The organism is Catenibacillus scindens, from assembly GCF_014202115.1.
Lineage (GTDB): Bacteria > Bacillota > Clostridia > Lachnospirales > Lachnospiraceae > Catenibacillus > Catenibacillus scindens.
Genome location: NZ_JACHFW010000003.1, coordinates 95,241 through 122,221, shown reverse-complemented (window position 1 = coordinate 122,221; position 26,981 = coordinate 95,241). Strand labels below are relative to the sequence as shown.

Sequence of the window (26,981 nt, the reverse complement as noted above, 5' to 3'; positions counted from 1 at the left end):
CAATGTGTTAAGATAAAAATCGGTGATTGAAAGTGAATTGGTTAAAAAAAGAAAATGATACAGCACTCCATTATAATATGTGCCTCGTCGGCGGCTTTCTTGGGGCCTACGCCATGTTTTTGAGGGGCGGGAATTTCGGTTCGGCCCAGACCGGCAATCTTATCGAGGCGGTCATGGAAGGACTTGGCGGTCAGTGGCAGGAACTTCTGATCCGTGTTGGCGGGCTGGCCATTTATATCTGCGCCATTGTGGCCTCTTTTCTTCTTGGCAAATCTCTGAGTAAAGGGAAGATGCGCCGTCTTTGTTTCTTTGTGGAAGCCGTGGGCATTTTGGCGGCCGCCATTCTTCCGGAGAAGATGAATGATATTTTGGCCCTGTATCCGGTATTTTTTATTACAGCTTTCCAGTGGGGCGTTTTTTCCGGAGCCAAAGGTTATAACAGTGCGACCATATTTTCAACGAACAATATAAAACAGACCGTTCTTGGCTGGACGGAATACTTTCGGACAAAAGATCTGAAACAGAGAGAAAAAGCTGTTTTTTATACATTGACATTAACCTTTTTCCACACCGGCGTGGCCGCAGGATTTCTGGCGACGACGGCGATTGGCGCCCCGGCCGCCCTGTGCTGCCTGGCGCCCCTGGGGAGCGCCGCGGTTATTACGGTAATGGGCGAGGAGCCAAAAAGGGCAGTCATCAGGGAAAAGGCTGTGAGCTAGGGATATATGAGGAAGCAGGTGCCAGACGGCACCTGCTTCTTTTTTAGAGCCCGGTAAATAAAATATGCATCTGTCCGTGGCGGTCATGGACAATTTCCGTTTCCACGCCGTAAACTTCTCTGATAAATTCCGGGGTCAGCAGGTTTTCCGGCGTGCCCTCGCCCACAATTTTTCCGCCTTTGATGCCGTAGATCCGGTCACAAAACATGGCGGCAATATTCAGATCGTGGATGGCGGCGATTACAGAAAGCTTCAGCTCTTTGACTATTTTCATAAGCTGGATCTGATGGGTGATGTCCAGATGATTAGTAGGCTCATCCAGGATCAGGCAGGGGGTCTGCTGAGCCAGGGCCCGTGCGAGAATGACCCGCTGCTGCTCGCCGCCGGACAGGGTGGAAAAGCTGCGGTCAGCGAAGGCTGACATACCGGTCTTTTCCAGAGATTTCCGGACAATGGCATAATCCGCGGCATTGTCCCGGTCCAGAGGCTTTTTGTGGGGAGCCCGGCCCATAAGAACGATGTCTTTGACAGTAAAATCAAAGTTATATTGATTGTGCTGGGCTACAACGCCCATTTTTCTGGCGGACTCCCGGACGGTTAAGCGGCTTAGATCACACTGGTCGAGAAAAATCTGTCCGGCGTCTGGCTTTAAAATCCGGTAGATACATTTTAACAGGGTGGATTTGCCGCTGCCGTTAGGGCCGATAAGCCCTACAAATTCGCCGGGGCGGCTGCTGATATCAACGCCTTTTAAAATTTCATGGGCCCCGAAGGAGCGGCGGATGTTTTGAGCAGTAATATTCATTTGCGTCCACCTCCAAAAGCACTTCGGATCATAAGGTAAATAAAGCACGGGGCTCCGATGAGAGATATAAGTATACCGATGGGAAGCTCGGCGTAATCAAGGATGATCCGGCAGGCCACGTCAGCCCAGATGAGAAAAATGCCTCCTGTGAGGGCGCACAGGGGAATCAGATGTTTATGTCCTGTGCCGAATACCATCCGCATGGCGTGGGGGATGATCAGGCCCACAAATCCGATCATCCCCGCGCAGCATACGGCAAAGCCTACCATAAAGGCGGTCAGAAGCATATAGGCAATGCGGGAGCGGCGAAGATCTGTCCCCAGTGTGACCGCAGTTTCATCTCCCAGGAGCATAAGGTCAAGATTCCGGTATTGTGTCCAGAAAATGGCTGTGCCAAGGATCATAATAATCAGAGTGACTGGCATATTGTCCCAGTCGGAAGGGGCAAGGCTTCCCATGCTCCAGTAGGAGATCTGGGTGATAGCATCCCTGTCGTTGGCTATGTAAATGAGAAAATTGGCAAAGGCTGAGCAGATGGTGCTGATAGCCATGCCCGACAGAACAAGGCGGGCGGCGCTCTGGAAACCGCCGATACCGGAAATGGCCATCACGGCAAAGGAGGCGAGGATAGCGCCTGCAAAAGCCATGATTCCCATGGAATTGCTTCCCAAAACAGCTCCAAGGCCGAGGATGACAGCCGCCGAGGCGCCCAGATAGGCGCCGGAGGAGACTCCGAGAACGTACGGATCGGCCAGAGGATTTTTGACGACAGCCTGCATAACGCATCCGCATACAGACAGCCCCATGCCTACGGCTGCAGCCATAAGCACTCTTGGCAGGCGGATCAGCCATACAACGTCATGGACGGCACCGGAGGAAAATTCTGTGAACCACTGTCTGCCGGAAATCTGGCAGATGATCACCTGGTATACATTTTTAATAGAAATATCTGCGTTGCCAAAGGTGACAGATACGAGAATGGACAGAACCAACCCTGACGCGAGGTTGATAAGGACAACGGTAAAACCCGGTGCCTTTAAGCGTTTTTCTTTCATGGCGCACCTTTAATCCAGGGAAAGATCCGGGTAAAGTCCCTGGGCGATGATTTCAATGCCATCCTGGGTGCGGGTGGCGCTGGCGTAGATTTCACTGAGCATTATGGGAACGACACGACTATCCTGTACCGCTGAAAGGCTGGCGAAAGTATCATCCGCCAAAATATTGTCCAGATGTTCCTGTTTTACTGTTTCCGGGTCATCCCCGGCGTATGGCATGTAGACCACAAAAATCACATCCGGATCTGCGGCGATAATGTCCTCTTCGCCCAGGGTGGGAGCGTCGGGATTGGCAAGCGTACCGCCAAGCTGGGTGACCATATCCCCGGCAATGCTGGAGGCTCCGTAATTGGTAAAGGTGCCGTTTAAATTTTCAATAACCAGGACAGATGGGCTGCTGGACTGTTCTTCGGCCATTTCCTTGACAGTATTAATGGTATTTTTCATTTCGTCCACAATGGCCTGTGCCCTGTCCTGAACGTCAAAGATTTTGCCAATGTTTAGAATATCATCAAATTCATTTTCAAGAGAATCGCTGCTTACCGCAGTGTTTGTATTGATGTAAACGTTAGTGCCGCTGCCGATCCATTCATCCGGACTTCCAAGGGTATCTTCTCTAAAGTAAGAACTCCAGGAAAAGATCATATCCGGTTCAAGCATAGTCACTGTTTCTTTGGAAGGGGTAAATTCATCCAGATAATTGGTGGAAGAGAATGCCGCTTTAAGATTATCGGGCACCTCATTGTCAAGTCCGGCGGTGGCCACAATGTGGTCTTCCAGACCAAGGGCGAGAAGCGTCTCGATACATCCCTGATAGACGGCGACCACTTTTTCAGGAGCCTTTTCAAAGACCATGGAATATTCCTGGCCATCCGGTCCGTAGGTGGTCATTGTGAGAGGATACTCAGTGCGCAGGCCGTTGTTTTGACCGGTCTCACTGCTGATCTGAACTGTTTCGCCGCTGCCGCCGGCGGAAGAAGTCTGGCTGTCCGCCTGATTGTCAGCACGAACGCTCTGGGCGTCGATACGGCCTGCGTCGCCGCTGCCGCTGCCATTGCTGCCGGCTGTGCTGCCGCAGCCTGCGGAAGACACAGTGAGGCCTGCGGTCAGGAGGATTGTCAGGGCCAGGTGGGTTAATGTTTTGGTTTTCATGTTTTTTCTCCTTTCATCATAAAACCCTGCCTCAGATTGAGGCGTTAAAGTTATACATGATGAAAGCTTCCCGCAAGTGTTTTGCAGGCGCAGGTGCCGTTTATGGGCGCACTTCTCCCGCAAAAACCGATGTACGCTTTACTCGGAAGCTTCATCTTCCACTGTTAAGCAGGTTTCCTGGCTTACACATCAACACCTGTTTTTGCCTTCTCACATACTGAAGCATCCTGCCGGCTTTTGCCGGAGAGGTGAACGCTCTTTCTGCAATGACCTATTTAAAAACAGATTCCATGATCACAGTGACCGGATCGCCAAAGATTTCCACTTTTGTTCCCTTTTAAAACGTCCGCCGGAAAATGATCCGCGCGGAAATTCACTTAACAGCGCTGCAAAAAAAGATGGAAAATAATCCATCCTGTATAAATGTAACACAACAGGGATAAGATAGCAAGAGCTGAGCGAAGCGGCTATTTGCGCATTACTATTTACAGTCTCCTCCACGCTGCATTTGCAATTCAGCCCGCTTTTCAGGCTTTATCGCTGCTGCTTTGGATAAAAGGCTTGACATACAGTACGAAATAGTATTATATTGGCTATGATACGAATTCGTACTTTAATTTTTTGGATTGGGGGTGCTGTGTTGGAGGATTCCTATGAAGCCATACGACATCTGATGATCGCCATTAACAAAATTGACGGGGGATACTACCTTTGCGCGAGGAAGCTGGGCATTAATGAAAATATGCTGGCCCTGCTGTATGCCCTGGACGATGGGGAAGCCCATTCTCAGAAACAGATCTGCGAGGATTGGCTTATTCCCAAGACCACCATCAATACCGTGGTCCATGAACTGACAGAAGCTGGGTACATTACCCTTATCCCAGGTAAAAAAAGGCGGGAGAAGATCATTTGCCTGACTGAAGAAGGGAAAAAGTATACCCATAGTCTGGTTGAAAAACTCTACGTTGCGGAGCAGGAAGCTCTGCGGGAAACTCTGGAAAAATTTTCTCCGGAATTTGTGGAGGCTATGGACTGTTTCGCGGGAAATCTGGAAGCAGCTTTTCACAGACATATTTTAGGATGAAAGGAAGGAATTTTTTATGGATTCCCATAAGTTATTTGCCAATACACCGCCCCTGAGGATGTTTTTTATCGCGGCGATACCGGGGGCTGTAAGTATGCTGGCGTCAGCGCTATATCAAATGTTTGATGGCATTTTTGTCGGACAGTTTTTGGGCGCTACAGAATTTGCGGCCCTCAATCTGGCCATGCCCTTTGTTATTATTAATTTTTCTCTGGCAGATTTAATTGGTGTCGGTTCGGCGGTTCCCATATCTGTGAGTCTTGGACGAAAGCTGGATAAAGAGGCCAATAATATATTTACCTGCGCATGTCTGATGATTTTTATGGCCGGCATTATTGTTGGCGCGGTTCTTTTTGCTGCCGCTCCGCTGTTGATGCGGCTTATGGGAGCGGAAGGTGAGTTCGCAGAGTTTGCGCTGCAGTACCTGCGTGTATATGCTATATGTTCGCCAGTGACAACGATTGTTTTTGCTATGGATAATTTTTTGCGGATCAGCGGCATTATTCGGGGCAGTATGTTTCTAAATATTTTTATGTCTGTTCTCAGCGGTACTTTGGAATTTCTGTTCCTGGGGGTTTTTGGCTTTGGCATTTGGGGGGCGGCGCTGGCTACATGCCTTGGTATGATTGCTTCCGCCTGTCTGGCTCTGATCCCGTTTATTCGTGGCAAAGCGACACTGCGTTTTTGCCGCCCGCGTTTTTCATGGGCCATGATCCGGCAGATTATTGCCTGTGGCAGTCCAAACTTTCTCAATAATATCGCGGGACGTATTACATCTATCCTGTTGAACTTTATCCTTGTTCGCCTTGGCGGTGAGCGGGCCGTATCCGTTTACGGTATTTTAATGTATGTGGATGGCTTTATACAACCGTTGCTTTACGGTATGTGCGATTCCCTTCAGCCGGCTGTGGGCTATAACTGGGGAGCAGGAAAATATTCAAGAGTCCGCGCTATTGAAAAATGCTGCTTTATTGCCAGCGCCATTGTATCATTGGCTGCTTTTGTGGTTATTCTTCTGTTCCCGGAAATGTTGGCCCGGTTATTTATGAGCGGCGAAGGGGAAGAATTTATTGCCATGGCGGCAGGGGCCCTGGGGCTGTTTTGTATCACATATGTTACCCGGTGGTTTTCTTTTGCCACACAGAGTTATATGCTGGCTGTAGAAAAGCCCCTTCCGGCTTCTATTATTTCCGTAGCCACAGCGTTGGTGTTTCCGGTGATCTTAGTGGCAGTCCTGTGGCCTTTGGGACTTACAGGTATCTGGCTGAACCTTCCGGTGACGGCTGTACTGGCAGCAATCCTGGCCTTTATCATTTTAATGAAATTCAGGAAGGAACTTCACCAGCCGGATGTCGATGTCCGGGCATAGTAGCCACTCTGTGGCTACTATAACGGGTCTTTTGCGCGGCGGCTGAAGGGAGCATTCATGTGCGCAAAAGTACGTATCCGGGCGGAGTCCTACTATGCCTGCGGCCGCAGGCGTGGTATAATATAAAAAAGAGGAATCTGCTTTGGCAGTATTTAAATAGCGAGGAGGGATGCGCGAATGCGCCGTATAATAACAATCAGCCGTGAATTTGGAAGCGGCGGACGCGAGCTTGGTAAGAGGCTGGCGGAGCGTATGGGAGTAGCTTATTACGATAATGAAATCGTCACCGCTATCGCTCAGAAGAGCGGACTGGCTCAGAGTTATGTGCAGGGGGTTATGGAAAACAGGATACAGTCTTATCCGATTCATTATGGGAGGACATTTTCTCTCTATTCTCTGCCGAATAATGAGAATCAGATTCATATTTTTGCGGCACAGCATGAGATCTTACAGGAGATGGCACAGAAAGATGACTGTGTGATTGTTGGCCGGTGTGCGGATATTATTTTGAAGGACTACAGGCCCTTTAATCTCTTTGTTTATGCGGATATGCCGTCCAAGATGGAGCGGTGCCGCCAGCGGGAGCCGGAGGGCGAGCATTATTCGGACAAAGAACTGGAAAAGAAGATCCGCCAGGTAGATAGTGGGAGGGCCCGCTACCGCCGTCTTTTTACCTCAGTGAAATGGGGAAGCCGAGAAGGGTATCATTTATGTGTCAATACGTCTGGGATTCCAATAAAAGATCTGGTAGAAGTTGTTTATGATTATAGTCAGGTCTGGTTTGCCCATCAGACAGAAGGAGGAAACAAATGATAAAATTTATTCAATATCCAAAGTGTTCTACTTGTATTCGGGCAAAAAAGTGGCTGGAAAGCCACGGCGTTGATTTTGAGGACCGCCACATTGTGGAAAATAATCCTTCTGCAGAAGAACTGAAAGCATGGCATCAAATAAGCGGCCTGCCTTTGAAAAAGTTTTTTAATACCAGTGGAAAACTGTATAAAGAAATGTGTCTGAAAGATAAACTTCCCCAGATGAGCGATGAGGAAATGTATGATCTTCTGGCCACCGACGGGATGATGGTAAAGCGGCCCATTATTGTGGGTGATGACTTCGTTCTCGTAGGATTTAAAGAGGGCGAGTGGGAAGAAAAATTGCTGTAAATGAGTCCGCAGGATAAATTAAGCCAGCTCCGTGAGAATTTTCTCACAGGGCTGGCTTTAAAATTCCTGCAGGTAGTGAGCCAAGACCAAATACTCCCCAGCTTACTGCGGGGTATTTTACTCACTCAGGTTACTTTCGCACCAGGCGTCTAACTGGGATTGATATTCGTCAATGACTTTCTGTACATTGGCGTCTTTTAATTTCTCTATGTACTCATCAAGAGTGCTTACTCCCTTGAGAAATAATTAGTTAAAAATTCTTTTTTCTCTCAAAATTGCAGGAATTGAAATCTTATAAATAGACAAAAGACTTTGCAAGATAGTTTCTTTATCCTGTGTCATCCTATTTTTAACCCACTCGATCAGAAGTCCCGCAGAAGCTTCTGTATAAAAAGCCGCTAAAAAGTTTTTGAATTGTGAATCCACGGTAATCTGCAATTCATCTTCCACCTGTTCAATCGCTCCGTAAATAACTGAAAATAAATCATTGTAGAAAAACCGTTTGATTTCTTCGTATCCCATGGAATCGAAAGCACAGTTTATAATGTGCTTATTTTCATCTGCATACGCCATAACGAACCTAAGGGCTTCTTCCGTATTAACTAGCAAATCGAAGTTCTTTACTACTTCTACGGCTTCCTGTTCCAATGTCCACTTCAAAAGAGAATAAATATCCTCAAAATGATAGTAAAATGTCTTTCTGTTTATCCGGCAAACAGCACACAATTCGCTGATGGTGATTTTAGAAAGTTTTTTGTGTTCCATTGTATTTTTCAGCACTTGGGCAAGCGATTGCTTGGTTTTGAGAGACAGTTCTTCATTTGTCATCACCTTTTACCCTCCCCATATATCTTGCAACTTATTATACATCTGTCCGATAAATCTTTCCACGGACAATGATGAAACTTTTGTCCGGTATCTTCTCCATCAAGTAATCGGGATTTGTCCCATATCTCCCATTTACATTATATTTGCCCGTTTTATCTAATTGGGGAGCAAGATATACTAAAGGTCATAACTGGAAGAATGGAGGATAAAGATATGTTGATTTGTATCGCGCGTGAATTTGGAAGCGGCGGCCATGAGATTGGGAAACGCTTGGCCTATACACTTGGATACGATTTTTACGACCAGGCGCTGGTTACGGAAGCAGCCAGCCGCAGCAGCATTTCCCCCGAGATACTGGAAAAAGCCGATGAAAAAAAAGAAAATTCATGGCTGCACAGCTTTGTATACGATGATACCGATCAGAACCTGCGGGGCATATCTGCGAACGAAGCTATGTTTCGGATGCAGAGTACTGTCATTTTGGAGGCAGCGCAGAAAGATAACTGTATCTTTGTAGGACGCTGTGCGGACTATGTGCTGCAGCAGGCGGCAATCAAGCGGCTCAGTATTTTTATCACAGCCCCCTTTTCTGACCGTGTGCAGCGAAAAATGAAGCTGCTGGGTAAGGAAGAAAAAGCTATAACGTCATTGGTTCGAAAAACGGATAAGCAGCGGAAAAATTACTATGACTATTACACCGGCGGGAATTGGGGGAAGCCATATAACTATGACCTTTGTGTCAACAGTTCCACGCTGGGAATTGAACAGACTGCGGAGGCTCTGGCTGTGTTGGTGAGGCAGATGTGATGATGGAAGCATTATTTTCAGGAAAGGAGCGAAAGTGTATGTGGAGTCGCAGTTATAATGTGATTATGCGGACACCCATCGGGGCAAGATATGGAACTGTGTCCGTCACCGTAGATAACAGTACAATCAGCGGGATGCTGGACATTCTGAAGAAAGCTAACCCATTTCACGGAAACATCAAAGAAAAGGGCGACTGCCGGATCAAAGGGGAGTTGACAACGCTGATGCGAACCATCCCCTATAACGCTATGGGCCGGATCACGAAAGAGGCGTTAGTATTAAAGCTAAAGGGGGAACGGGAAAGTTTTGAGATTACCGGCACGGTTTCTGCTCCTATCCCTGTAAAGGAGCAAACCATATGAGAAAATTTTATCAGATCATTGTAAATAACCCTAAAAAAATAATCATTTGTTTTGTCCTTTTGGCGGTTGTCGGCGCAGTTCTTTCTGGAATGGTCGGAGTGAACTATAACATGACAGATTTTCTGCCGGAGGACACAGCATCTACCGTCTCTCTGGAGGTTATGGAAGAGGAATTTGAAGGCGGCATTCCCAACGCCCGGGTGATGGTGAAAGATGTTTCTATTCCGGAGGCACTGGATTACAAAGAAAAGATCCTTAGCTGTGAAGGAGTAACCGATGTCACATGGCTGGACGATGCGGCGGATATTTTGCAGCCCATCGAAACGATGGATACGGATACGGTGGAGACCTATTACAAAGACAATTCCGCTCTTTTTACCGTGACCATTGAGGATGGAAAGCAGGTAGAGGCCATAGACGCAATCCGAAACATCATCGGCGATGATAACGCTATGGATGGGGATGCGGTATCTACAGCCATTGCCACGACAGGGACAGTCAGCGAGATCAACATCATTACGGTAGTTGCAATCCTGTTTATATTTATTGTGCTGATCATCACGACCACTTCCTGGATAGAGCCTGTCCTTGTTATGATTGGGCTGGGGATTTCCGTCCTGATCAACAACGGAAGCAATCTGATTTTTGGAGAGATTTCTTTTGTGACCAATGCCGCAGGAACCATTTTGCAGGTGGCTGTATCCCTGGATTATTCGGTTTTTCTGATCCACCGCTTTGAAGAATGCAAGATGGAAATTACAGATTCCAAAGAAGCTATGGTAGATGCCCTGTGCAAGTCCACCAGTTCCATTCTATCCAGCGGATTGACCACGGTCATAGGTTTTCTGGCACTGGTTTTTATGCGATTTCGGATTGGCCCTGACCTGGGTCTTGCACTGGCAAAAGGCGTTGCCATCAGCCTGATCACTGTATTTACTTTTATGCCGGTCTTGATTCTGGCAACGCAGAAGTGGCTGCAAAAATCCCAGCACCGCAGCTTTTTGCCGGGCTTTCGTGGATTTGGTAGGGTGGTCTATCGGGTGATGATTCCTCTGGTCTGCGTATTTGTGGTACTGATTGTCCCCAGTTATCTGGCATCCAACTCCAATGATTTTTACTATGGTTCGTCTAAAATTTATGGGGATACAACACAATATGGACAGGATGCGGCGGCCATTGAGGAAATGTACGGCAAGAGTGACACCTATGTGGCGATGGTGCCACGGGGTGATTTAGCTACGGAGCAGGAGTTATCCAGCGCCCTCAATGATATTCCACAGGTAAAAAGTATCCTCTCCTATGTGGATACTGTCGGTTCGGAAATTCCTATGGAATATCTGGACGAGGATGTTGTTTCACAGCTTGTGTCAGAAAACTACAGCCGGTTTGTCATTACAGTAGAGGCGGATTATGAGGGTGAGGAAACCTTTGACCTGGTAGAAAATATACGCAATACCGTTAATACTTACTATCCGGACAGCTATTATCTGGCTGGTACCGGTGTGAGTACTTACGATCTGATGGATACTATAACAGTGGATACGATAAAGGTCAACCTGATCGCCATTGGCGCAGTGTTCCTTGTACTGCTACTGACCATGAAGTCCCTTTCCCTGCCTGTAATTTTGGTGCTGGCGATTGAGACTGCCGTCTGGATCAATGTATCTGTCCCGTATTTCGCAGGTTCCGTAGTTTTTTATATTTCGTATCTGATCATCAGCTCTATCCAATTGGGAGCAACGGTAGACTATGCAATTCTGTTTACGGAACGCTATCTTGAGTTCAGGAGTCAGATGGGGAAAAAATCTGCGGTGATAGAAACTGTGGCGGTAGTTACACCTTCAGTACTTACATCGGGAACCGTACTGGCGGTTGTCGGATTTTTGCTTGGCTATATCTCCAGCCATGGCATTCTGTCTCAGCTGGGAATATTTATTGGGCGAGGCAGTCTCCTGTCCCTTTTCATTGTCCTGTTTGTACTGCCGGGGCTTTTGTACCTGCTGGATGGACTTGCCCAGCGCACAACCTTACACTTGCATTTTTATAAACCATCCAAGGAGGGAATCACCAAATGAAAATTTTAAAGCGCGTTTTACCTATGACGCTTGCGAGCTTGCTGGTCTTGAATTCAGCAATCCCGGCTTTTGCCGCTGACACATCAGGCGTAGCGCCCTCAGAAAAAGAAGAAGTCATCTACATTACGCTGGATGCCAGCGGAACACTGAAAAACACATATGTGGTCAACAGCTTTTCCGGTGGGAGCATTACCGACTACGGCAATTATGCTTCCGTAAAAATGCTGAATACCAGCGATCCCATTGAACAGAATGGGGATACCATTACCTTTTCTACCTCTGCCTCCAAAGCCTATTATCAGGGGGAATTGACGGATGCGGAAATACCGTGGAACATCTCCCTGCGTTACTATTTGGACGGAGTGGAATACTCCGCTGCGGAAATCGCAGGAAAAAGCGGAGAACTGGAAATCCGTTTCCAGATCACAGAGAACACCGCCTGCTCCGACACCTTTTTCGATGATTATGCCCTGCAGGCTTCCTTCACCCTGGACACGGAACGGTGCAACAATATTTCTGCCCCGGACGCAACGATTGCCAATGTAGGAAGCGACAAGCAACTTACCTACACGGTTTTGCCTGGTGAAGGAATTGATACTACCATTACCGCAGATGTGACCGATTTTGAGATGAGCGCCGTTTCCATCAATGGCATCCACCTCAATCTGAATGTGGAAATCGACGACACGGAACTGAAAGATAAGGTGAATGAGCTGATCGATGCGGTGGAACAGCTGGACGATAGCGCAGTAGAACTTTCCGACGGTTCTGCAGAGTTGTTGGATGGCAGTTCTGAATTAAAGGACGGAGCATCTTCTTTGCAAAGCGGAGTCGCCTCTTTGGATGAGGGCGTGGTCACGCTGCAAAATGGGCTGACCACAGTACAGAGCGGGCTTGATACCTTGAATTCACAATCGGGAACCCTGACTGCTGGTTCTTCGGAATTTAAGGCGGCTTTGGTCACGATTCAGACGGCGGTCAACTCGATTTCGGTAACGAGTGAAGATCTGACCGCGTTGACAGAAGCCTCCGGCCAGATCAAGCAGGCCATCAGCGACCTCTATGATGGCGCGGCTGCCTTGCAGGCAAACCTCGGTTATGGCCAGTACAAGGCACTGATGGCTCAGAATGGGTTGGATATTGACGCGTTGCTGGCTGGAAATGCCAGTGCCGTGGAGACAATCCAAAGTTATGAAGCCATGCTGGAACAACTTTCTACCGTTCCGGGAATGGAAGATCTGGTCAACCAGTACAAATCACAATTATTGGGAACATCAGAGCAGATAAAGTCATTGTTGAATGCCAACAGTGCCGCTATTGGCGGAATGGAAAGTTACCTAAATGGTATTTCTGCTGAGTTGCCCGCTCTTACGGAAGGACTGGCCGCATTGAATACCCAATATGAGATATTTGATTCTTCTATCAGCCAGTTGGTCAATACCCTGGGTAATATGACCGGAAATCTCTCTGCTTTGGCGGAGGGCATCAACCAGCTTGTGGTCAGCTACGAGGAACTGGATTCCGGGATTAATGACTACACCGGCGGTGTGGCACAGATTGTAGCGGGATACAGCCAGGTAATGGGTGGCGTATCTTCTCTGGCAGAGGGCAGCAAAGAGCTGGTATCCGGCTCCGGGGAACTGTATGACGGAACTGTGGAATTGTACGATGGTGTTGTATCCCTTTGCGATGGCGCTCAGGAAATGGCTGACGGAACTGGCGAGTTCCGTACCGAAACAGCAGATATGAACGACCAGATTGATGAGGAAATAGACAGTCTTTTGGAATCTATAGGCGGCAGCATGGATGATCCCGTTTCTTTTGTCTCTGAAAAGAATACCAATGTGGAGTCAGTGCAGTTTGTCATTCAGACAGAGGCCATTGAAGTGGAAGAGACGGATGACGTAGTAGTCACCCAAGAGGAGGAACTTTCCTTTTGGCAGAAACTGCTGCAGCTGTTTGGACTGGAGTAATTGAATTTCCATCATAAAAATGCGAGGAGGTGGTGACAAGATGGAAAATTAGCCGTACTGGACTTGGAAGAATCCGGCAGGAAGATCGGTGAAAAGCTGTTTGTCCTGCTTTCTCCTGTTATGAAGTGACTTTTGTCAAGAGGTAAATGAAAGAAATTTTTACCCTTGGCATATGCCACATTTGTTTGTTGTCTGACAGCATCTGAAAAGGGCCGGATTTAACAGTTCTCGGCATATGGCCACTCTGTTATTCGTGGATTGGTTACCTACAGGCTAATGGTCCGCCGGGAGTTCTGCTATCTAATTGCGTGGATCACGGTTTTTCGTGCGCACATAGGAGGATCGCAGTTAACTCGAACCTTGAAGGGATCTCAGCCCTTTTCAGATGCTGTCATATATTTTCTTTGTTACTGGCAGAAATCTGCTTTTAGATGCTGATTTCTGCTTGGATGCCCATCACATCAGGGCCTCTTGGCTGTCAAGAGCATATGCCGCTTCCGCGGTGCCCAGTTATACCGAAAGTTGGATTATCCCGAAACCTTATTTTTCAGCCTGTTTCCATGCTGATTTCGTTCAAAAAATTCGGGATAACTTTTTCTCCCTTTTGAGCTGGTTTCAATACTTTTTCATCAGAAGCTTCCCAACATTCGGGATAATCTTATAGCTTCCCATACATCCATCCTTGATAATAGTTTACAGCAGGAAGTTTACCTGACTATAGAAGAGCTGCGTTGGCATGGCAATAATGCCTTCGATCAAATCATCCTCTATGATTTTCTTGCGGATTTCACCCTCACCGCTTGACTGCGTGGACAATGCCCCATTTGCAAGCACCAGACCAATCTTGCCGTTAGGCGCAAGGTGATGAATCATGTGTTGAATCCATGCGTAGTTGGCATTGCCCGCAGGTGGAATACCATATGATCTGCAGCATAACGTCGTATATTTTTTTGATTATTCCCGAATACTGTAACTGCGTACTATAATCGGAACGGAGTATCTGTATGACTTTTTCACAATGCTGTTTTATCTCTTCCATGTGCTTTGGCGAACCTCATCTAACCACTTCATAAAAATCTCGCTTGAATCTGTCCCCGTCTTTGCGGAACAGATACTTTCATACTTATATTCCGTGTCTATTTTACCGCTTTTACAGTCATAAATCATTCTTAATTCCGTGGGGACAGGTTTTTCGTAATGTATGTATATTTGTCTTATCTTCTCAAGATCCGCTTCCCCAAGATCCAGAAGATCCCATATCGCGTCCGGATCGGCAGCTATATTATTTGTTGTTTTTATCTGACCATCAATCTTGAAAAATGCATTGAACGAAATACTGCTTTCTTCGATAGAGCCATAGGCATAAACTTTATCAGTCCTATTCCCCGCAAATTCGACACATAGTGAAATAATCCGTGACTGCGCATCCATAAATTCATCTTCAAACACTCTATCCATAGCGTCCCCCTTTGAAACAAAACTCTTTTTTAACTTCCGCTGTATTCTCCTGACAGAAGCATTTCTTTCACTTCATCGTATTCGTCCGGCAGCGCCTGCGACAACAAGCCGGACGCTTCTACACGGAAGACCGTTCCGTCATCATATAATACAGCCAGCACCATATGCTGGGGATCTGTAATTTCCTCTTCACCCGTTCCGGATTCCCAGCCAAAAACACCATACTTGTCTAACGCCTCAATGATCTGCTGTCCGTCCGCATAATATCCGCCCTGTATCTGGTAGAGGTCATCAAAGAGATACGCGTCCGACGTTTGATACCTTTTTCTGTCCGGCAGATCATAATATACACATTCTGTACTTGTATTCTTATTTTCCATAAAAGCTACAGCATATACATTTTCTGTAAAATCAGATGTGCGTTCTTCTATGCCGTCTTCAATGAGATAACTTACATCATACATGCTGAATTTGCGTTCCGGTTCGTATTCTTCCAGGAGCAAAGGTATGTTGAGCGTATCCACATCTTCTGTCGTGATGTCAAAATCCTCAATAAACTGTTCCAGATCAACTTTGCTGTACTGTTCTTTTGTAAGTCCTGCCGCCCGGATCAGTTCTTCCGGAGTGATCAGCCTCTGTTCCGAATACGTCTCTTCCCCGGTTTCTGTCACATAGATACCCGGTTTCTGATCCAGACTCCAGAGAAATTCATCCTTGTTAAAAGTTTCTTCCGTAGTGATCTCTATCGCAGTAAGCCCTTCTTTATCCGGTTCTTCTCTGTAAAAAGGAATATAAATATATGCGATTTCATATTGTGCTTCATCTGTAATAACCGAATAGTGCCCTCTCAATTCCCGCCATGTTATTTTTCCGTGTTCACTTTTTTCATGGGAACTTGCATTTCCTTTCCAGCTTTTACATTCGCCCTGAAAAAACTCTATGAATTCTTCCGCCTGTTCCGTTAAGTTTAGCGTACTGTCCCCGGCATACTGCGAAAATAATCCCGTCAGCGCTTTTGCATCTTCCTTCTCTGCGCACCCGATAATGTTTTCTATCATTTCATCCGCCAATTCTTTATCAGAACGATATGCATTGGATGATCCCCGCCTGAAAACGATGCATCCGCTCAAACTGCATACAAGGGCGCAGCATACGATAAGCAGTAATACCTTCCTCATAAATTCTCTTCCTTTCAGCTAATATACGGTCACTTTCCCGCTCCTGGATATCGCGCACTCCGCCTCTTCGGTATAGATATCTTCCCGGAGCTTATCCTCATAATCAGATCTGCCAATCTGTTTCCACGCTTCAGACTCTGCCATGCGCAGATAGATCCCGGCCGGCACGCCCTGACAGTTCTCCGTCAGCCAGTCCGGCACAGCCTCCAGAAACGCCTCGTACTGTTCTGAACACAGGGCGTCGTCCATAAAAATATACGTCACGGCGGAAACCTCGTTCAGTATCGCTTCTTCTTCTGCCGCGCCGCTGCCGCCGTTCTTTATCTCCGTGTATATCTTTATCCCTTCGGAAGGCAGATACTGCTCTGCAAATGCGCGTACCTGCTCTTCATAGGCGGGGCGCATCAGGATCGCCCCGTAATCGTCTTCATACCGGTACATGCCGTTTTCATATGTGCGGTACACTGTCACAACATCCGATTCACCGCCCTGTTCCGGATACACCTTTAGGTGTTCCTGCTCGACGGCATCTCCCGGCGCGTAGGATATATAATGAAACTGCTGCTCATATTTCCCTTCGATCCAGTCCAGCATCTGCACGACAGATGTAACGACCCCTTTCTGTGTATCGGTCAGTTCCTCATAAGGCCCGGTAAGGCCTGTCATGTCCATAACCTCTTCCTGTCTGGCACCAAGCCATGCGCCGCCGTCATAGCTGGCCTTCCATTCGTCGGGCCCGAAGGTGATGCTCCCGTCCGGAAATGTGCCTTCACCGACAGTCAGCCCCGTATGGCAGTTCACGATCTTTGCGCTGACACTCCAGTTTGGATCCCCTGTTTCCATGATTCCGGTCAGGACATCCGATGTCGTGATCGTCAACAGCATCTTTGCCTGTAGAATACCGTCGATATTCTCGTCGATATGATATATGAAACGGCTGTGATCGGTATCCGCCTCTACATAATAGCCCTGTTCGTCTTTCTCCATATCTTCCAGCACATCGTCAATGGACCCGGCGTACATCTCTATAAGTTCTTCTTTCTGCGTCGGCGTCACTTCCAGAATTAGATCATCCCCGTCACGCCTTACATCGGTACAGTAATCTTCAAAAGCCTCCATGTTGTCCTCGATATCTGTATTGGCAAACTTAAATATCGAGGCAGGTATGGTAATCTTCTCTGTCATCTCCGGCAATGTTTTTCCGGCATCCGGGTCCTGGACCTGATCTGCTGCCGGAGCGCCCGCACAGGCGCTGCAGACGAGTACCGAAGCAGCTGTCACCGTTGCGAGCACTGTTTTATATAGCTTGTCCATCCTCTCACTCCTCTGAAAACACATTTCTATGCTGATAATAATACCATATTCAAGCTGTAAAAGTTACCGTTTTTATAGATTTTTTCATCTCAGATCTGCTGAGAACGGCAACACCCCAGGCAGTCAGGGTATCTGTGCGCAATGTATCTCCACTCTCTGTCCTGACAACTGTTCTTCCATGATTAGTACGAGTGCTCCACCGCCTTCTTCTGACTAGTATCCGGTCACTACTGCCGTGATCTCATATTCATATACTCTGCCTTCGACGTCTGTATATGCTAAGACGGCTCTACGGTCTGTGATGCAGGAAAAAAGATTATCCCGAATTTTAGGAATATATCGTTCCAATCCCAGCGGAAGTGTCTTAAAAGTATGGAAAAGTTATCCCGAATCTTTTTATAAAAAGCTGGTGAATAAGCGGTTTTTTCTGAAGATTCGGGATAATCCAACTTTCGGTATAACATCGACAATACCGGATGTCACCTGGGATTCATATTCCGCGGAAATGTTTGTAATTGCCGCGATTTCATTGGTGATGGCGTCAGTATTGCAGTTAAATCCAAGATATGGGGAAATTATGGCAGATTCCATTTCCTGCGCCTGAAGCTCCCGGATATCTGATGAATTTCCATCCCATGGAAGGGTGATAAACTGGTTGGCAATAATGGTATCTCCGGAATGGTATGGGACAGATTCATTGCCGTCCGGATATTTAGCAACTCCGTCTTCTACAACATAGTCCCGTCCCTCGATTCCCCAGGCCAGCAGATTGCTGATGCGGGAGTCTGTGTACATCATGGAAAGGAAAGTGATGGCGGCTTCCGGATATTTTGCCGAACTGGGAACTGCCCAGGCAAATTTTGTGTAGGAACCGGTTGTGATAGGCAGGCTTGCCAGTTTTACAGATGTCATGGACATTCCGCAGCTTGCTGAGGCTGAGGCAGATGCGCTTACATTACCTGCGGACTCTCTGGCTGCAAAACCGCCGCCGTATATAAGAATACCGCCGTTACCGCCGTTGGATCCAAGGCCGGACAGATAAGACCACTCATCGCTTTCTTTTACTGCTTTAAGGATGGGTTCCAGATCCGCCAGGCACTGGATCTGCTCAGCCTGTTCCAGAAGTCCCAGATCCTCAAGGACATCTGTCCGCATATTCATATATAAGTCGGCAACCACATCAGCATTAATGGGAACCGCCATAACAGCGCCGTCAATGGTTGTCGCTCCCATATAATCGCCCACAATGTCAAGAATCGGCTGGCCGTAAGTCTCCAGAAGATCTGTAATATCCATTAACTGTCCCTGGGTGGCCATTGCTGTAAAGTGGGCGGAGCCGCCCGGATAGGTGACAAGAAGATCTACCTGCTCACCTGCGGACATTCGCTGCCTGCGCCAGATGAATTGCTCTCGGAATTGCCGCAGCCGCTAAAAAGGCTCAGGCACATAGTCATTGCAAGCCCCGCCGTTATTAACTTTCTTAACTTCATTAAGATCTCTTCCTTTATTTACGCGATTGGTAAAACTGCAACCGCTCAGCCCAACGCTGAATTTTTTTCTAAAGTATAGTCGAATTTCCTTGATAGAAACAGAGCTAAAGGCTTGATAAAATCGGCTAAATACGATACCATAATTCTATATATGCGCAAGAGATGAAAACAGGAGAGTGATTTTTATGGAACTTAACCGGATCATTTCCTGGCTTTACCACTATTCACAGCCAGAGCAGGAATTAAGAGATTATTATGAAACACACGGAACCATTATTTCCGGGGAAGCCGATGGCGATACGGCGGTTAATTCCGGGGCGCCTCCCCGCGCCTATGAAAATGATCTTAGGGGCGTACTGACTTTTGAAGATTTTTCCGTGTCCCGCAATACCGGGGACGGCAGTTCTCCTGTTTTTAAAGAACCGCTGTATTTTTCGGAAAATTCCGACGTGTTTATCAGCAAACATCCCAGGTATTCTGCTGTACCTATGCATAAGCATCAGTTTTTTGAGATCGTCTATGTTTACGAGGGATATTGTGAACAGACCCTATCCTGTCTTGGATACACGCGCACGTATACGATGAAGGAGGGAGATTTTCTCTTTATTCCGGCGAACCAGGAGCATGCCATTACCGTGGACAGTGACAGTATTGTTATTAATATCGGCCTCAGGACAAGCACTTTTGAGCGCACTTTTTTACATAACATTCCCCAGGATTCCATACTTGGCAGATTTTTTTCGTCACTGCTGACCATGGAGGATTCCACCCAGTTTATTATCTTCCATACAGATGCGCATTTTCCCTGCAAACCTTATGTACATCAGATTTTTATGTCCTACTGCAATGGAGGCGTTTATGCCAAGAATCTTTTAAACCTTCAACTGAGCCTGCTTTTCCTTTATCTGCTCCAGGAATACAGCGAAAATGCCGAAATCATCAACGGAACTACAGATTCCGTCTATCAGATCCCGGCATTAATCGCTTACATGGAAAAGAATTATTCAACTGTAAATATTAAAAGTATGGCAAAGCATTTTGGTTATTCAACAGACTATCTTAACCGGATTTTTAAGCAATGGACCGGACAGACTATTTCCGAAGCTCTTATGCGTGTTAAAATGGAACACGCAGTTCGTTTTCTGGAAAATCCCCGGATGACGGTCAGTGATGTGGCGGAATCTCTCGGCTATAAAGATACGACAAATTTTATCCGCAATTTTAAAAAATATTATGGTGTTACACCGAAAGCTTACAGATCCGGCGCAGGGACAGTCCGTTTATGAGTAGAGTTTTTCCACATCCTTTTTTAACAAATCTATATTGTCTATATTCAGGTGCAGGTAGGGAATTTCGCAAAGCCGTGCCAAAGAGTCCTGGCCGTGAAAACGGGGAATGTTTTGCCAGCCGGCAAAATATTTGTCCAGCAGCGGGCGGACAGGAATGCACTCCTTTAATCGGTTAAATGGGCCGTCAATCTCAGGGAGCTCACCCAGAGGCTTGATGGCTTTATAATGAAACTCGTAGCTTCCGGCGCGAAGAAGTTCCTCCCGGCCGTTGCTAAAAGGCAGGATAAGCCGCGCCTCACAGTCAAAAGGTACCTGGACGCGAAGGCGTATGGTTTTGTCTGTTTCCATGTGCCAGCCGACAGTGTAAATGCCGGCCGGGGAATTTAAGGAGGCTTCCACAGATTTCAGGCGGAAATTGGGCCGGGGCGTCAGCACCGCCTTTTTAAAGCCGGGGGACTCTGCTGCCGGATTAATGCCGGCCATGTATCGGTACATCCACTCCATGACCGAACCGTAAGCATAGTGGTTAAAGGAGTTCATACCCTCGGAACTGATACTTCCATCCGGGTTTAAGGAATTCCACCGCTCCCACACGGTTGTGGCTCCAAGATTGACCCCATAGAGCCAGCTTGGCATTCCTTCATTGAATAAAAGCCGATAGGCCGCCTCGTCTTTTCCTGCGGCGGAAAGTACCTGGCATATATAAGCAGTTCCTAAAAAACCGGTATTCAGGTAGCCGTTGTTGGACAGCAATTTTGCTTCCAGCGCATCTGCGTTTTGTTCCACAGCATTATCGGGAAGAAGGCCCATGTATAAAGCGAGGATATAAGCCGCCTGATTTCCAAGTATCCGCGCGGTTTGGGCCACGATCATCGTACTGTAATAGTAATAAGCTGTAGAAATATAGGTAAGGTCTGTGGCGCCCAGAAACATTTCTTCCGGATCATCGTGATCCATGGCCAACCAGTCGCCGCGTCCCCCCAGGCGCTGCAGGCCGGCGTATTTTCGCCAAAGGCGGGGATAATTTCCGTGACGCATCCTACTTCCTTTTGGGTCATTGCCATATCCCACAGATATTTGCTATAGAAAGCATAGCTGTCCATGTTAAAGCAGGCGGTATTTAAAAATACCTGGGCGTCGCAGGTCCATCCCATGCGTTCATCTCTCTGGGGACAGTCGGTGGGGAAATCGAGAAAGTTGCTTTTTTGCCCCCAGCGGATATTGGAAATCAGTTGATTGATCTTTGGGTGATCCGTTGTCAGCGTCCCAGTGTCCTAAAGCTCGGAATAGAGGACACATCCGGTAAAATCTTCCAGATGGATGTCTGAGAGGCCTTCTACTTTTACATAGCGAAATCCATAATATGTAAAATGAGGGGAGACAAGGCGGCGCTGCCCATCGGAAATATATACATATTCCGCCTTTGCGCTGCGAAGGTTCTTGTTATAAAAATTTCCCTCCTGGAGAATCTCCCCATGAAGAAGACGGATTTTTGCCCCTTTGGGCGCATCGGCCACAAACTGCACAAATCCGGTCATGTTTTGTCCCATATCCAGAACCCATTCCCCCGCGGGAGTGTGAATCAGCTCTTTGGGTCGTATTTTCTCTTTAATCCTTACGGGAAGGGACAGCCGCGGCATAAGTTTCACGCCGTTTCCTTCAACTGTTTTGGCTGCGCAGATTTTCTGGCCGCTGCCGGGAGCGTACCATTCGCCGTTGTAAATACTGTTGGATATAATATCGCCGTGGCGGACGGTCCATGAGGCGTCTGTCGCACAAAAAAGCTGTTCTCCTTTTCGGATCTCCAAAATCAGGCGGAAATCACTGCCATAATCCGGGCCGCCAAATCCCATGGAGCTTTTGTACCACCCATTTCCAAGACTGGCCTCGATGTGGTTTTCGCCTTTTTTCAGCCGGACTTCATAGGTCTGGTACTGAAGCCACATATTGTAGTCATTACACCCCGGCGCCAAATATTCGTCACCGCATTTTTCCCCGTTAAGAAAAACTTCATAGACGCCGAGCCCGCAAACATAGATCCTGGCGTCCTCCACTTCCCTGTCCACAAAAAAGTCTTTACAAAAAACCGGGTTTTGAGTATCTGATTCCCAGTAACCGATCCATTGGCCATCCCATGGCCCGTCCGGCTTTGTCGTTTCAAACCAGGACGTCTCGCTGATCCCATGTTCACCGTTATCCGCTTCCACGGCAACCTTCCAGTAGTACCGGGTATATGGCCGGAGCTTTACCGGAATTTCCCATCCCAGGCTTGACGCCTCTTCACTTACGCCGGAATCATAAATGAGTTGGGTAAAATCGGGAGTTTAGGACACATAGATCCGGGCGTTTTTTTGAGATTTCCCCTCTGTGTCTGATACCTTCCACGACACCCTTGGCGTACCGAGATAAAAGCCAAGAGGATTTGTCATATGATTAGTTTTACAATCAAAAATTTTCATGATTAAACCCCTTTCCGTTAAAATATAAATTTTAATGTCAAATTAAGGACTCCTTCGCCAGTTCTGGCGGGGGGACGGGTCAGCGTCAGCGGACATCTCCCCACCGGATATATCGGGTTGGACTTTGTACAACTATATTAATTCATATTTTATTGCGGGGAAATGGCAAATCGCGTGAAATTTTCGGCTAAAAACGATAAGAAAAAGGGGCCGCAGGATAAATCAACAATTTCATTGAAGATAAAAATGAATTGTCATATAATTATAATATGAGTTGCTCATTTGTCGGGCAACTCCAATACAGCAAATTTATAAATGACCGATGAAAAAACTGGCATTTATAATCTTGTCTTTAAAGGAGGAATATGAATGAAGGGAAAAAGAATCTTGCTAATGATGTCCGCCACACTTTTACTGGCAGGAATGCCGGCGTGGGCTTCTGAGGTTACTGATGGAACTATGGCGGCAAGTGTGGAATTTCCCCAGTATAACGAGCCTGCGAATAGCAGCGACAGCGCGGAAGGTTTCGTGTCCCGATTGTATCAGCTGGTGCTTGGCAGACAGCCGGACGCAGGGGGCCTTAATGCATGGACAAATCAGCTTGTCAGCGGACAGGCCACGGGAGCCCAGGTTGCCAATGGATTTATCTACAGTACCGAATTAAAAGGCAGAAATTTAAGTAATTCAGATTATGTGGAAATGCTTTATCAAACCTTTTTAAATCGTCCTTCAGATGCGGAAGGAAAAGCAAGCTGGGTGAATCTTCTTGAAAAAGGCATGTCCAGAGAATATATCTATAAAGGATTTGCCAATTCCGGTGAATTTCAGGAAATCTGCGACAGCTATGGCATTCAGAGGGGTGAAGTAGTTTTAACGGCGCCGAAAGACCAGAATCAGGGCGTCACCATGTTTATTTACCGCTGCTACGAGAAATTTCTTGGACGAAAAGCGGACGACGCCGGCCTTAATGACTGGGCCAACGAACTTCTGACAGGCCGTATTGATGCGAAAGAAGCGGCCAAAGGCTTTGTGTTAAGTTCGGAATTTCAGCAGAAAAATCTGAGTAATGCAGACTATGTGAAAACGCTTTATCTCGGCTTATTTGACCGGGAAGCGGACTCAAAGGGGTTATCTGAGTGGACAGCCCATCTGGATGCAGGCAACTCAAGAGAAGCTGTTTTCTATGGATTTGCTGATTCGGACGAGTTCAGACAACTGGCGGCCAGCTTTGGCTTAAACAGCTCCTGGGCAGGAACGCCGGTGACTTACGTGGATAACACTATTTTTAAAGAGATGCCATCGGAATATACTTTTTCCAGCGGCGCCGGGGGATGGGCGACACAGATTACTTTAAATGACGATGGAACATTTACCGGTCATTACTCTGATTCGGATATGGGAGATAGGGGCAGCGGATATCCAAGAGGGACAGTTTATATATGTGATTTTAGAGGGAAATTTACGCAGCCCCAACAGATTGATGCGTATACATATTCAATGAGGCTTGAGTATTTGTCGCAGGATGGAACTGTGGGCGATGTATACTATGAGGATGGGATTCGTTATATTGTATCATCCCCTTATGGTTTTGATAACGCCGATGAATTTTTTATCTATCGTCCGGGCATCCCTATGACAGATTTGCCGGAAGGATTTAGATTATGGCTATCTGCATTTTTCAATGTCCAAACGACAGATACCCTTCCATATTATGGAATTTATAATGCAGACGGTGAGGAAGGGTTTGTTGCTGATGAGTAAGCAGGTAATCGGTTCGTTCTGCTAAGGATTGCAATCCCCTTTTTCATTTTCAAAATCTATGGTAAAATATGGCCTTGAATGGGAGGATGCCGCATATAACTTACGCGGCATCCTCTTAATTTCAATCTCCATCTATTTCTACCACCACCTGACATTGCTTTTTAAAACATGCAATGCCATATTTAAGAATTTTGCTGCATCCCTCTGATTTTAATCTATCCGCATATCCGCAAACATTGATCTGATGCAGGGCATTTTTACATGCAGATTCATATTTGCCATTTTCAGCATATTTTATTTCCAGGATAATTCCAGTATTTTCCTCATCTTTGATAAAAATATCGCTGTATCCATTTCCTGTTTCTTTATTAGATCTCACATACCATCCACTTTTGTATCCAAGGATGCCCAGCATGATCCCATGATAAAAGTTCTCTTTGGCAGACTTTTTGACAAATGTATCTCTAATGCTGATCGTTTTATTCAAATAGGCAGAAAATCTTTGCTGTACCGCATTAGCATCCCCCTTTTGCAGAGCTTCACAAAATGCATTTAAATTTTTTCCATCTTGTGCTACATTCTTCTTAAACATCTCCATAATCTGTTCAGTAAAGATATTTCGTATTTCTGTGTTCGGAATAGCCAGAGAGTACAATTTTCCAGTCAATCTTTCACGATAAGTCAGATATCCGGTCATAAACAACACACTCCAAATATTATTAATGGAATCGTAAAGCCTGTTATACGTCAGTTCTTCGTGGATCTCTTTGACTACGGCTTCTCCCGCCACCAAAGCTTCAATTTCATCGTCAGTAAAGCCAAAATATTCGTCAAAGCGAACCGTTGTGATAGACAAGATTTTAGGATTATTAAGTCCGGTAAAAATGCTCTCTTGGCATTGACCACTTAGTGAGGTCTTTTCGAGCTTAGTAGGAAAGCCCGCCTTGACCACTTGGCGAGGTTTTGTCGAGCCTAGTGGCAATGGCGTTTCTTTAAAAAGAAGACAACCTGTCAACACAGCAAAATAAAGACTGTCATTGGTTTTTAACACCTGCTCAAATATATTACGGATTAACAGAACCATTTCATCATAATATCCTTGTTCATTAGCCTTTGCCAGCGGAACATCATACTCGTCAATAAGAATAATTGCCTTTTTTCCATAATGTTTTTCCGCCAATACCGACAAAGTTCTGAGACTTCGCATTAAGACATCGTCAGGCATACCAAAATTTCCCGGTTTATTTGGGTCAACATTGATAAGTTTCCTGTACAATTCTTTTTCCTGAACAGATAACCTGCTGCTACTCAGCAGTTCACTATACCTGAGCGCCTCTTCCCCGATGACTGAACATATAAGAGAACGGGCTGACCAGTAATCAGCCCCGCTGATTCCTTTCAGGCTGATAGAAATAACCGGAAATTTTCCCATATATTGTTCACAGAGCTGTTTTTCACCGGAAATCGTCAGTCCTTCAAACAGTGCCGGATTACATCCTATCTACAGGAAGCATTTCAGCATACTCATATTCAGTGACTTTCCAAATCGTCGAGGACGGGTAAAAAGATTGACTTTACTCCACTTTGTCAATAAATCTTTGATCATTCCAGTCTTATCAATATAGTAAAAGTTTTCTGTGCGGATTTCCTCAAAGTTCTCTATTCCCACCGGTAATCTCTTTCTTTCTCCATCTCCCATTAATCAACGCCCCTTCCTGAAGATGTTCCAGCCGTCTCTTCTGTTCTCATATTATCATGCAAATTTCACAAAGACAAGGTTTTGCAGGAGGAATCCTGCAGGGCCTTGATGTAGCTGATCTGGGGAGAATATATGGACTATTAGAATGAAATAAAAGGAAAAGCGCAGTCAGAAGTTGATGGACCCAAAGCTATGATGACTGCCTACAATAAGGTAAGGTGATCATTTCATTACGATCATTTCATTACTTTGATCTGTTATATACCGTTTCTGCCCTCCTGCGCAATAGCCTCCTCCAAACTGGACAGATCCTCTCCGGTAATGGAAGGCATCTGCATCAGATCTTCAAGTGTATAGGTCTGAGGTTCCTCGAAAGACTTTTCCTCGCCGTCGATGATCAGGCGGTAGAAATGGGCCTCGTCAAAGCCGATTTCCCGCTCCACGGCGGCCACCGTCTGTCCGCCTTCGGACCACTTGTAATTCTGCTCGATGAGGATGGCTTTGTCCCCCTCTACAGCTTTGACAATGCCTACGTGGGAGTAAGTGAGGGACTGCATCATATCCCCCGGCTTTGGCTCGGAAACTTCCACAAGCCGGACGTCGTGGCCGGGTTTCACAACAGTCGGCATACCCCACACAATGTTGATATTATATGTATCGACACCGTAAAGCTGCTTGTAAAATTTGATCACATATCCGGCGCAGCAGTAGTCTCCGGTATTGGAATTACCGGTGCCGGTAATGTAGTTGGCCTCAATTCCCTGAAAGGAGTCGGTGGCCATCCCATCGTAGGTGATGGGGACAACTTCCTCGGCGTGAGCGTTGACAGGAGCAAACAGGGCGAGAGCGCCGCAGAGCAGGGCGCCGGCGAAAAATTTTAATTTCATAAATATCCTTTCTGCTAAGAGCTGTCCGGACGGGGCCTGACCGTGGTGTGCAAA

24 protein-coding genes, 4 pseudogenes and 1 riboswitch are annotated in these 26,981 nt (G+C 46.6%); of the genes and pseudogenes, 11 read left to right on the top strand and 17 right to left on the bottom strand.

From position 1 onward, the window contains the following. The first annotated feature begins 32 nt into the window (after positions 1–32). Positions 33–719: a YoaK family protein gene (locus HNP82_RS05440; RefSeq protein ID WP_330599447.1), complete on the top strand. Its 687-nt coding sequence runs from the start codon at positions 33–35 to the stop codon at positions 717–719. A gap of 43 nt (positions 720–762) precedes the next feature. Here HNP82_RS05440 and HNP82_RS05435 read toward each other — a convergent pair whose 3' ends face one another. The 3 genes from HNP82_RS05435 to HNP82_RS05425 are packed head-to-tail and all read right to left on the bottom strand — an operon-like array spanning position 763 to position 3,731. Next, the gene (locus tag HNP82_RS05435) at positions 763–1,524 is read right to left on the bottom strand and encodes an ABC transporter ATP-binding protein (protein WP_183772309.1); all 762 of its coding nucleotides are present in this window, start codon (positions 1,522–1,524) and stop codon (positions 763–765) included. After that, positions 1,521–2,579: a FecCD family ABC transporter permease gene (locus HNP82_RS05430; RefSeq protein WP_183772307.1), complete on the bottom strand. Its 1,059-nt coding sequence runs from the start codon at positions 2,577–2,579 to the stop codon at positions 1,521–1,523. Before HNP82_RS05430 ends, HNP82_RS05435 begins: the two co-directional genes overlap by 4 nt. Before the next feature lie 9 nt (positions 2,580–2,588). Next, on the bottom strand, positions 2,589–3,731 hold the full coding sequence (locus HNP82_RS05425; RefSeq protein WP_183772305.1) for an ABC transporter substrate-binding protein: 1,143 nt from the start codon (positions 3,729–3,731) through the stop codon (positions 2,589–2,591). Positions 3,732–3,881: 150 nt separating this feature from the next. After that, positions 3,882–4,126: riboswitch (cobalamin riboswitch) on the bottom strand. A gap of 245 nt (positions 4,127–4,371) precedes the next feature. Between HNP82_RS05425 and HNP82_RS05420 the strand changes: the two genes are divergently transcribed. The 4 genes from HNP82_RS05420 to HNP82_RS05405 all read left to right on the top strand — a co-directional run bounded on the left by HNP82_RS05420 (position 4,372) and on the right by HNP82_RS05405 (position 7,347). Then, entirely contained in the window at positions 4,372–4,815 is a 444-nt protein-coding gene (locus tag HNP82_RS05420) for a MarR family winged helix-turn-helix transcriptional regulator (RefSeq protein WP_183772303.1), read from the top strand. Positions 4,816–4,831: 16 nt separating this feature from the next. Then, a complete protein-coding gene (locus HNP82_RS05415; RefSeq protein ID WP_183772301.1) occupies positions 4,832–6,184 on the top strand; it encodes an MATE family efflux transporter in 1,353 nt (450 codons plus the stop codon). Between the two features lie 177 nt (positions 6,185–6,361). Beyond that, positions 6,362–6,997, top strand: a complete 636-nt coding sequence (locus HNP82_RS05410) for a cytidylate kinase-like family protein (protein WP_183772299.1) — start codon at positions 6,362–6,364, stop codon at positions 6,995–6,997. Then, a complete protein-coding gene (locus HNP82_RS05405) occupies positions 6,994–7,347 on the top strand; it encodes an arsenate reductase family protein (RefSeq protein WP_183772297.1) in 354 nt (117 codons plus the stop codon). The genes HNP82_RS05410 and HNP82_RS05405 overlap by 4 nt, the downstream gene beginning before the upstream one ends. Positions 7,348–7,464: 117 nt before the next feature. Here HNP82_RS05405 and HNP82_RS18770 read toward each other — a convergent pair. Beyond that, positions 7,465–7,563, bottom strand: a pseudogene (locus HNP82_RS18770) (DUF3502 domain-containing protein); the annotation flags it as partial. A 30-nt stretch (positions 7,564–7,593) separates the two neighbouring features. Further along, entirely contained in the window at positions 7,594–8,175 is a 582-nt protein-coding gene (locus tag HNP82_RS05400; RefSeq protein WP_183772625.1) for a TetR/AcrR family transcriptional regulator C-terminal domain-containing protein, read from the bottom strand. A 213-nt stretch (positions 8,176–8,388) separates the two neighbouring features. Between HNP82_RS05400 and HNP82_RS05395 the strand changes: the two genes are divergently transcribed. Genes HNP82_RS05395 through HNP82_RS05380 form a run of 4 tightly spaced genes read left to right on the top strand, consistent with a single transcriptional unit; the run spans position 8,389 to position 13,392 of the window. Beyond that, positions 8,389–8,982, top strand: a complete 594-nt coding sequence (locus tag HNP82_RS05395) for a cytidylate kinase-like family protein (protein WP_183772295.1) — start codon at positions 8,389–8,391, stop codon at positions 8,980–8,982. Then, positions 8,982–9,344, top strand: a complete 363-nt coding sequence (locus HNP82_RS05390) for a hypothetical protein (protein WP_183772293.1) — start codon at positions 8,982–8,984, stop codon at positions 9,342–9,344. The genes HNP82_RS05395 and HNP82_RS05390 overlap by 1 nt, the downstream gene beginning before the upstream one ends. Then, positions 9,341–11,419: an efflux RND transporter permease subunit gene (locus tag HNP82_RS05385; RefSeq protein WP_183772291.1), complete on the top strand. Its 2,079-nt coding sequence runs from the start codon at positions 9,341–9,343 to the stop codon at positions 11,417–11,419. Before HNP82_RS05390 ends, HNP82_RS05385 begins: the two co-directional genes overlap by 4 nt. Further along, positions 11,416–13,392, top strand: a complete 1,977-nt coding sequence (locus HNP82_RS05380; RefSeq protein WP_183772289.1) for a methyl-accepting chemotaxis protein — start codon at positions 11,416–11,418, stop codon at positions 13,390–13,392. The genes HNP82_RS05385 and HNP82_RS05380 overlap by 4 nt, the downstream gene beginning before the upstream one ends. A 714-nt stretch (positions 13,393–14,106) precedes the next feature. Here HNP82_RS05380 and HNP82_RS05375 read toward each other — a convergent pair. From HNP82_RS05375 to HNP82_RS05355, 5 genes and pseudogenes are all read right to left on the bottom strand, one after another. After that, positions 14,107–14,313 (bottom strand): annotated as a pseudogene (locus HNP82_RS05375) (HsdM family class I SAM-dependent methyltransferase); the annotation flags it as partial. Positions 14,314–14,418: 105 nt separating this feature from the next. After that, positions 14,419–14,850: a hypothetical protein gene (locus tag HNP82_RS05370; RefSeq protein ID WP_183772287.1), complete on the bottom strand. Its 432-nt coding sequence runs from the start codon at positions 14,848–14,850 to the stop codon at positions 14,419–14,421. Between the two features lie 29 nt (positions 14,851–14,879). Next, on the bottom strand, positions 14,880–16,028 hold the full coding sequence (locus tag HNP82_RS05365; RefSeq protein ID WP_183772285.1) for a DUF5104 domain-containing protein: 1,149 nt from the start codon (positions 16,026–16,028) through the stop codon (positions 14,880–14,882). A gap of 18 nt (positions 16,029–16,046) precedes the next feature. Next, positions 16,047–17,342, bottom strand: coding sequence for a hypothetical protein (locus HNP82_RS05360; RefSeq protein WP_183772283.1), 1,296 nt, complete (start codon positions 17,340–17,342; stop codon positions 16,047–16,049). Positions 17,343–17,738: 396 nt separating this feature from the next. Then, entirely contained in the window at positions 17,739–18,725 is a 987-nt protein-coding gene (locus HNP82_RS05355) for an ABC transporter substrate-binding protein (protein WP_183772281.1), read from the bottom strand. Between the two features lie 292 nt (positions 18,726–19,017). On the opposite strand from HNP82_RS05355, the gene HNP82_RS05350 reads away from it, so the two are divergent. Continuing rightward, positions 19,018–20,118 (top strand): AraC family transcriptional regulator, encoded by a 1,101-nt coding sequence (locus tag HNP82_RS05350; RefSeq protein ID WP_183772279.1) that lies wholly within the window; start codon positions 19,018–19,020, stop codon positions 20,116–20,118. On the opposite strand, the gene HNP82_RS05345 is transcribed toward HNP82_RS05350, so the two are convergent. From HNP82_RS05345 to HNP82_RS18875, 4 genes and pseudogenes are all read right to left on the bottom strand, one after another. Next, positions 20,113–20,994 carry an alpha-L-rhamnosidase-related protein gene (locus HNP82_RS05345; protein ID WP_408609655.1) on the bottom strand — a complete coding sequence of 294 codons (882 nt, stop codon included), beginning with the start codon at positions 20,992–20,994 and terminating at the stop codon, positions 20,113–20,115. The genes HNP82_RS05350 and HNP82_RS05345 overlap by 6 nt on opposite strands. Further along, positions 20,991–21,341: an alpha-L-rhamnosidase-related protein gene (locus HNP82_RS18765; protein ID WP_408609654.1), complete on the bottom strand. Its 351-nt coding sequence runs from the start codon at positions 21,339–21,341 to the stop codon at positions 20,991–20,993. The genes HNP82_RS05345 and HNP82_RS18765 overlap by 4 nt, the downstream gene beginning before the upstream one ends. Positions 21,342–21,395: 54 nt before the next feature. Continuing rightward, entirely contained in the window at positions 21,396–21,761 is a 366-nt protein-coding gene (locus HNP82_RS18880) for a family 78 glycoside hydrolase catalytic domain (protein WP_456298369.1), read from the bottom strand. A gap of 75 nt (positions 21,762–21,836) precedes the next feature. Beyond that, a pseudogene (locus tag HNP82_RS18875) lies at positions 21,837–22,580 on the bottom strand (alpha-L-rhamnosidase N-terminal domain-containing protein); the annotation flags it as partial. 369 nt (positions 22,581–22,949) lie between these two features. Here HNP82_RS18875 and HNP82_RS05335 point away from each other — a divergent pair. Continuing rightward, positions 22,950–24,341: a DUF4214 domain-containing protein gene (locus HNP82_RS05335; protein WP_183772273.1), complete on the top strand. Its 1,392-nt coding sequence runs from the start codon at positions 22,950–22,952 to the stop codon at positions 24,339–24,341. Positions 24,342–24,462: 121 nt separating this feature from the next. On the opposite strand, the gene HNP82_RS18870 is transcribed toward HNP82_RS05335, so the two are convergent. The 3 genes and pseudogenes from HNP82_RS18870 to HNP82_RS05325 all read right to left on the bottom strand — a co-directional run bounded on the left by HNP82_RS18870 (position 24,463) and on the right by HNP82_RS05325 (position 26,927). After that, a complete protein-coding gene (locus HNP82_RS18870) occupies positions 24,463–24,933 on the bottom strand; it encodes a PD-(D/E)XK nuclease domain-containing protein (RefSeq protein WP_279288883.1) in 471 nt (156 codons plus the stop codon). Positions 24,934–25,341: 408 nt separating this feature from the next. Then, positions 25,342–26,040 (bottom strand): annotated as a pseudogene (locus HNP82_RS18865) (AAA family ATPase); the annotation flags it as partial. A 257-nt stretch (positions 26,041–26,297) separates the two neighbouring features. After that, positions 26,298–26,927, bottom strand: coding sequence for a CHAP domain-containing protein (locus HNP82_RS05325; protein ID WP_183772271.1), 630 nt, complete (start codon positions 26,925–26,927; stop codon positions 26,298–26,300). Positions 26,928–26,981: the final 54 nt, after the last annotated feature.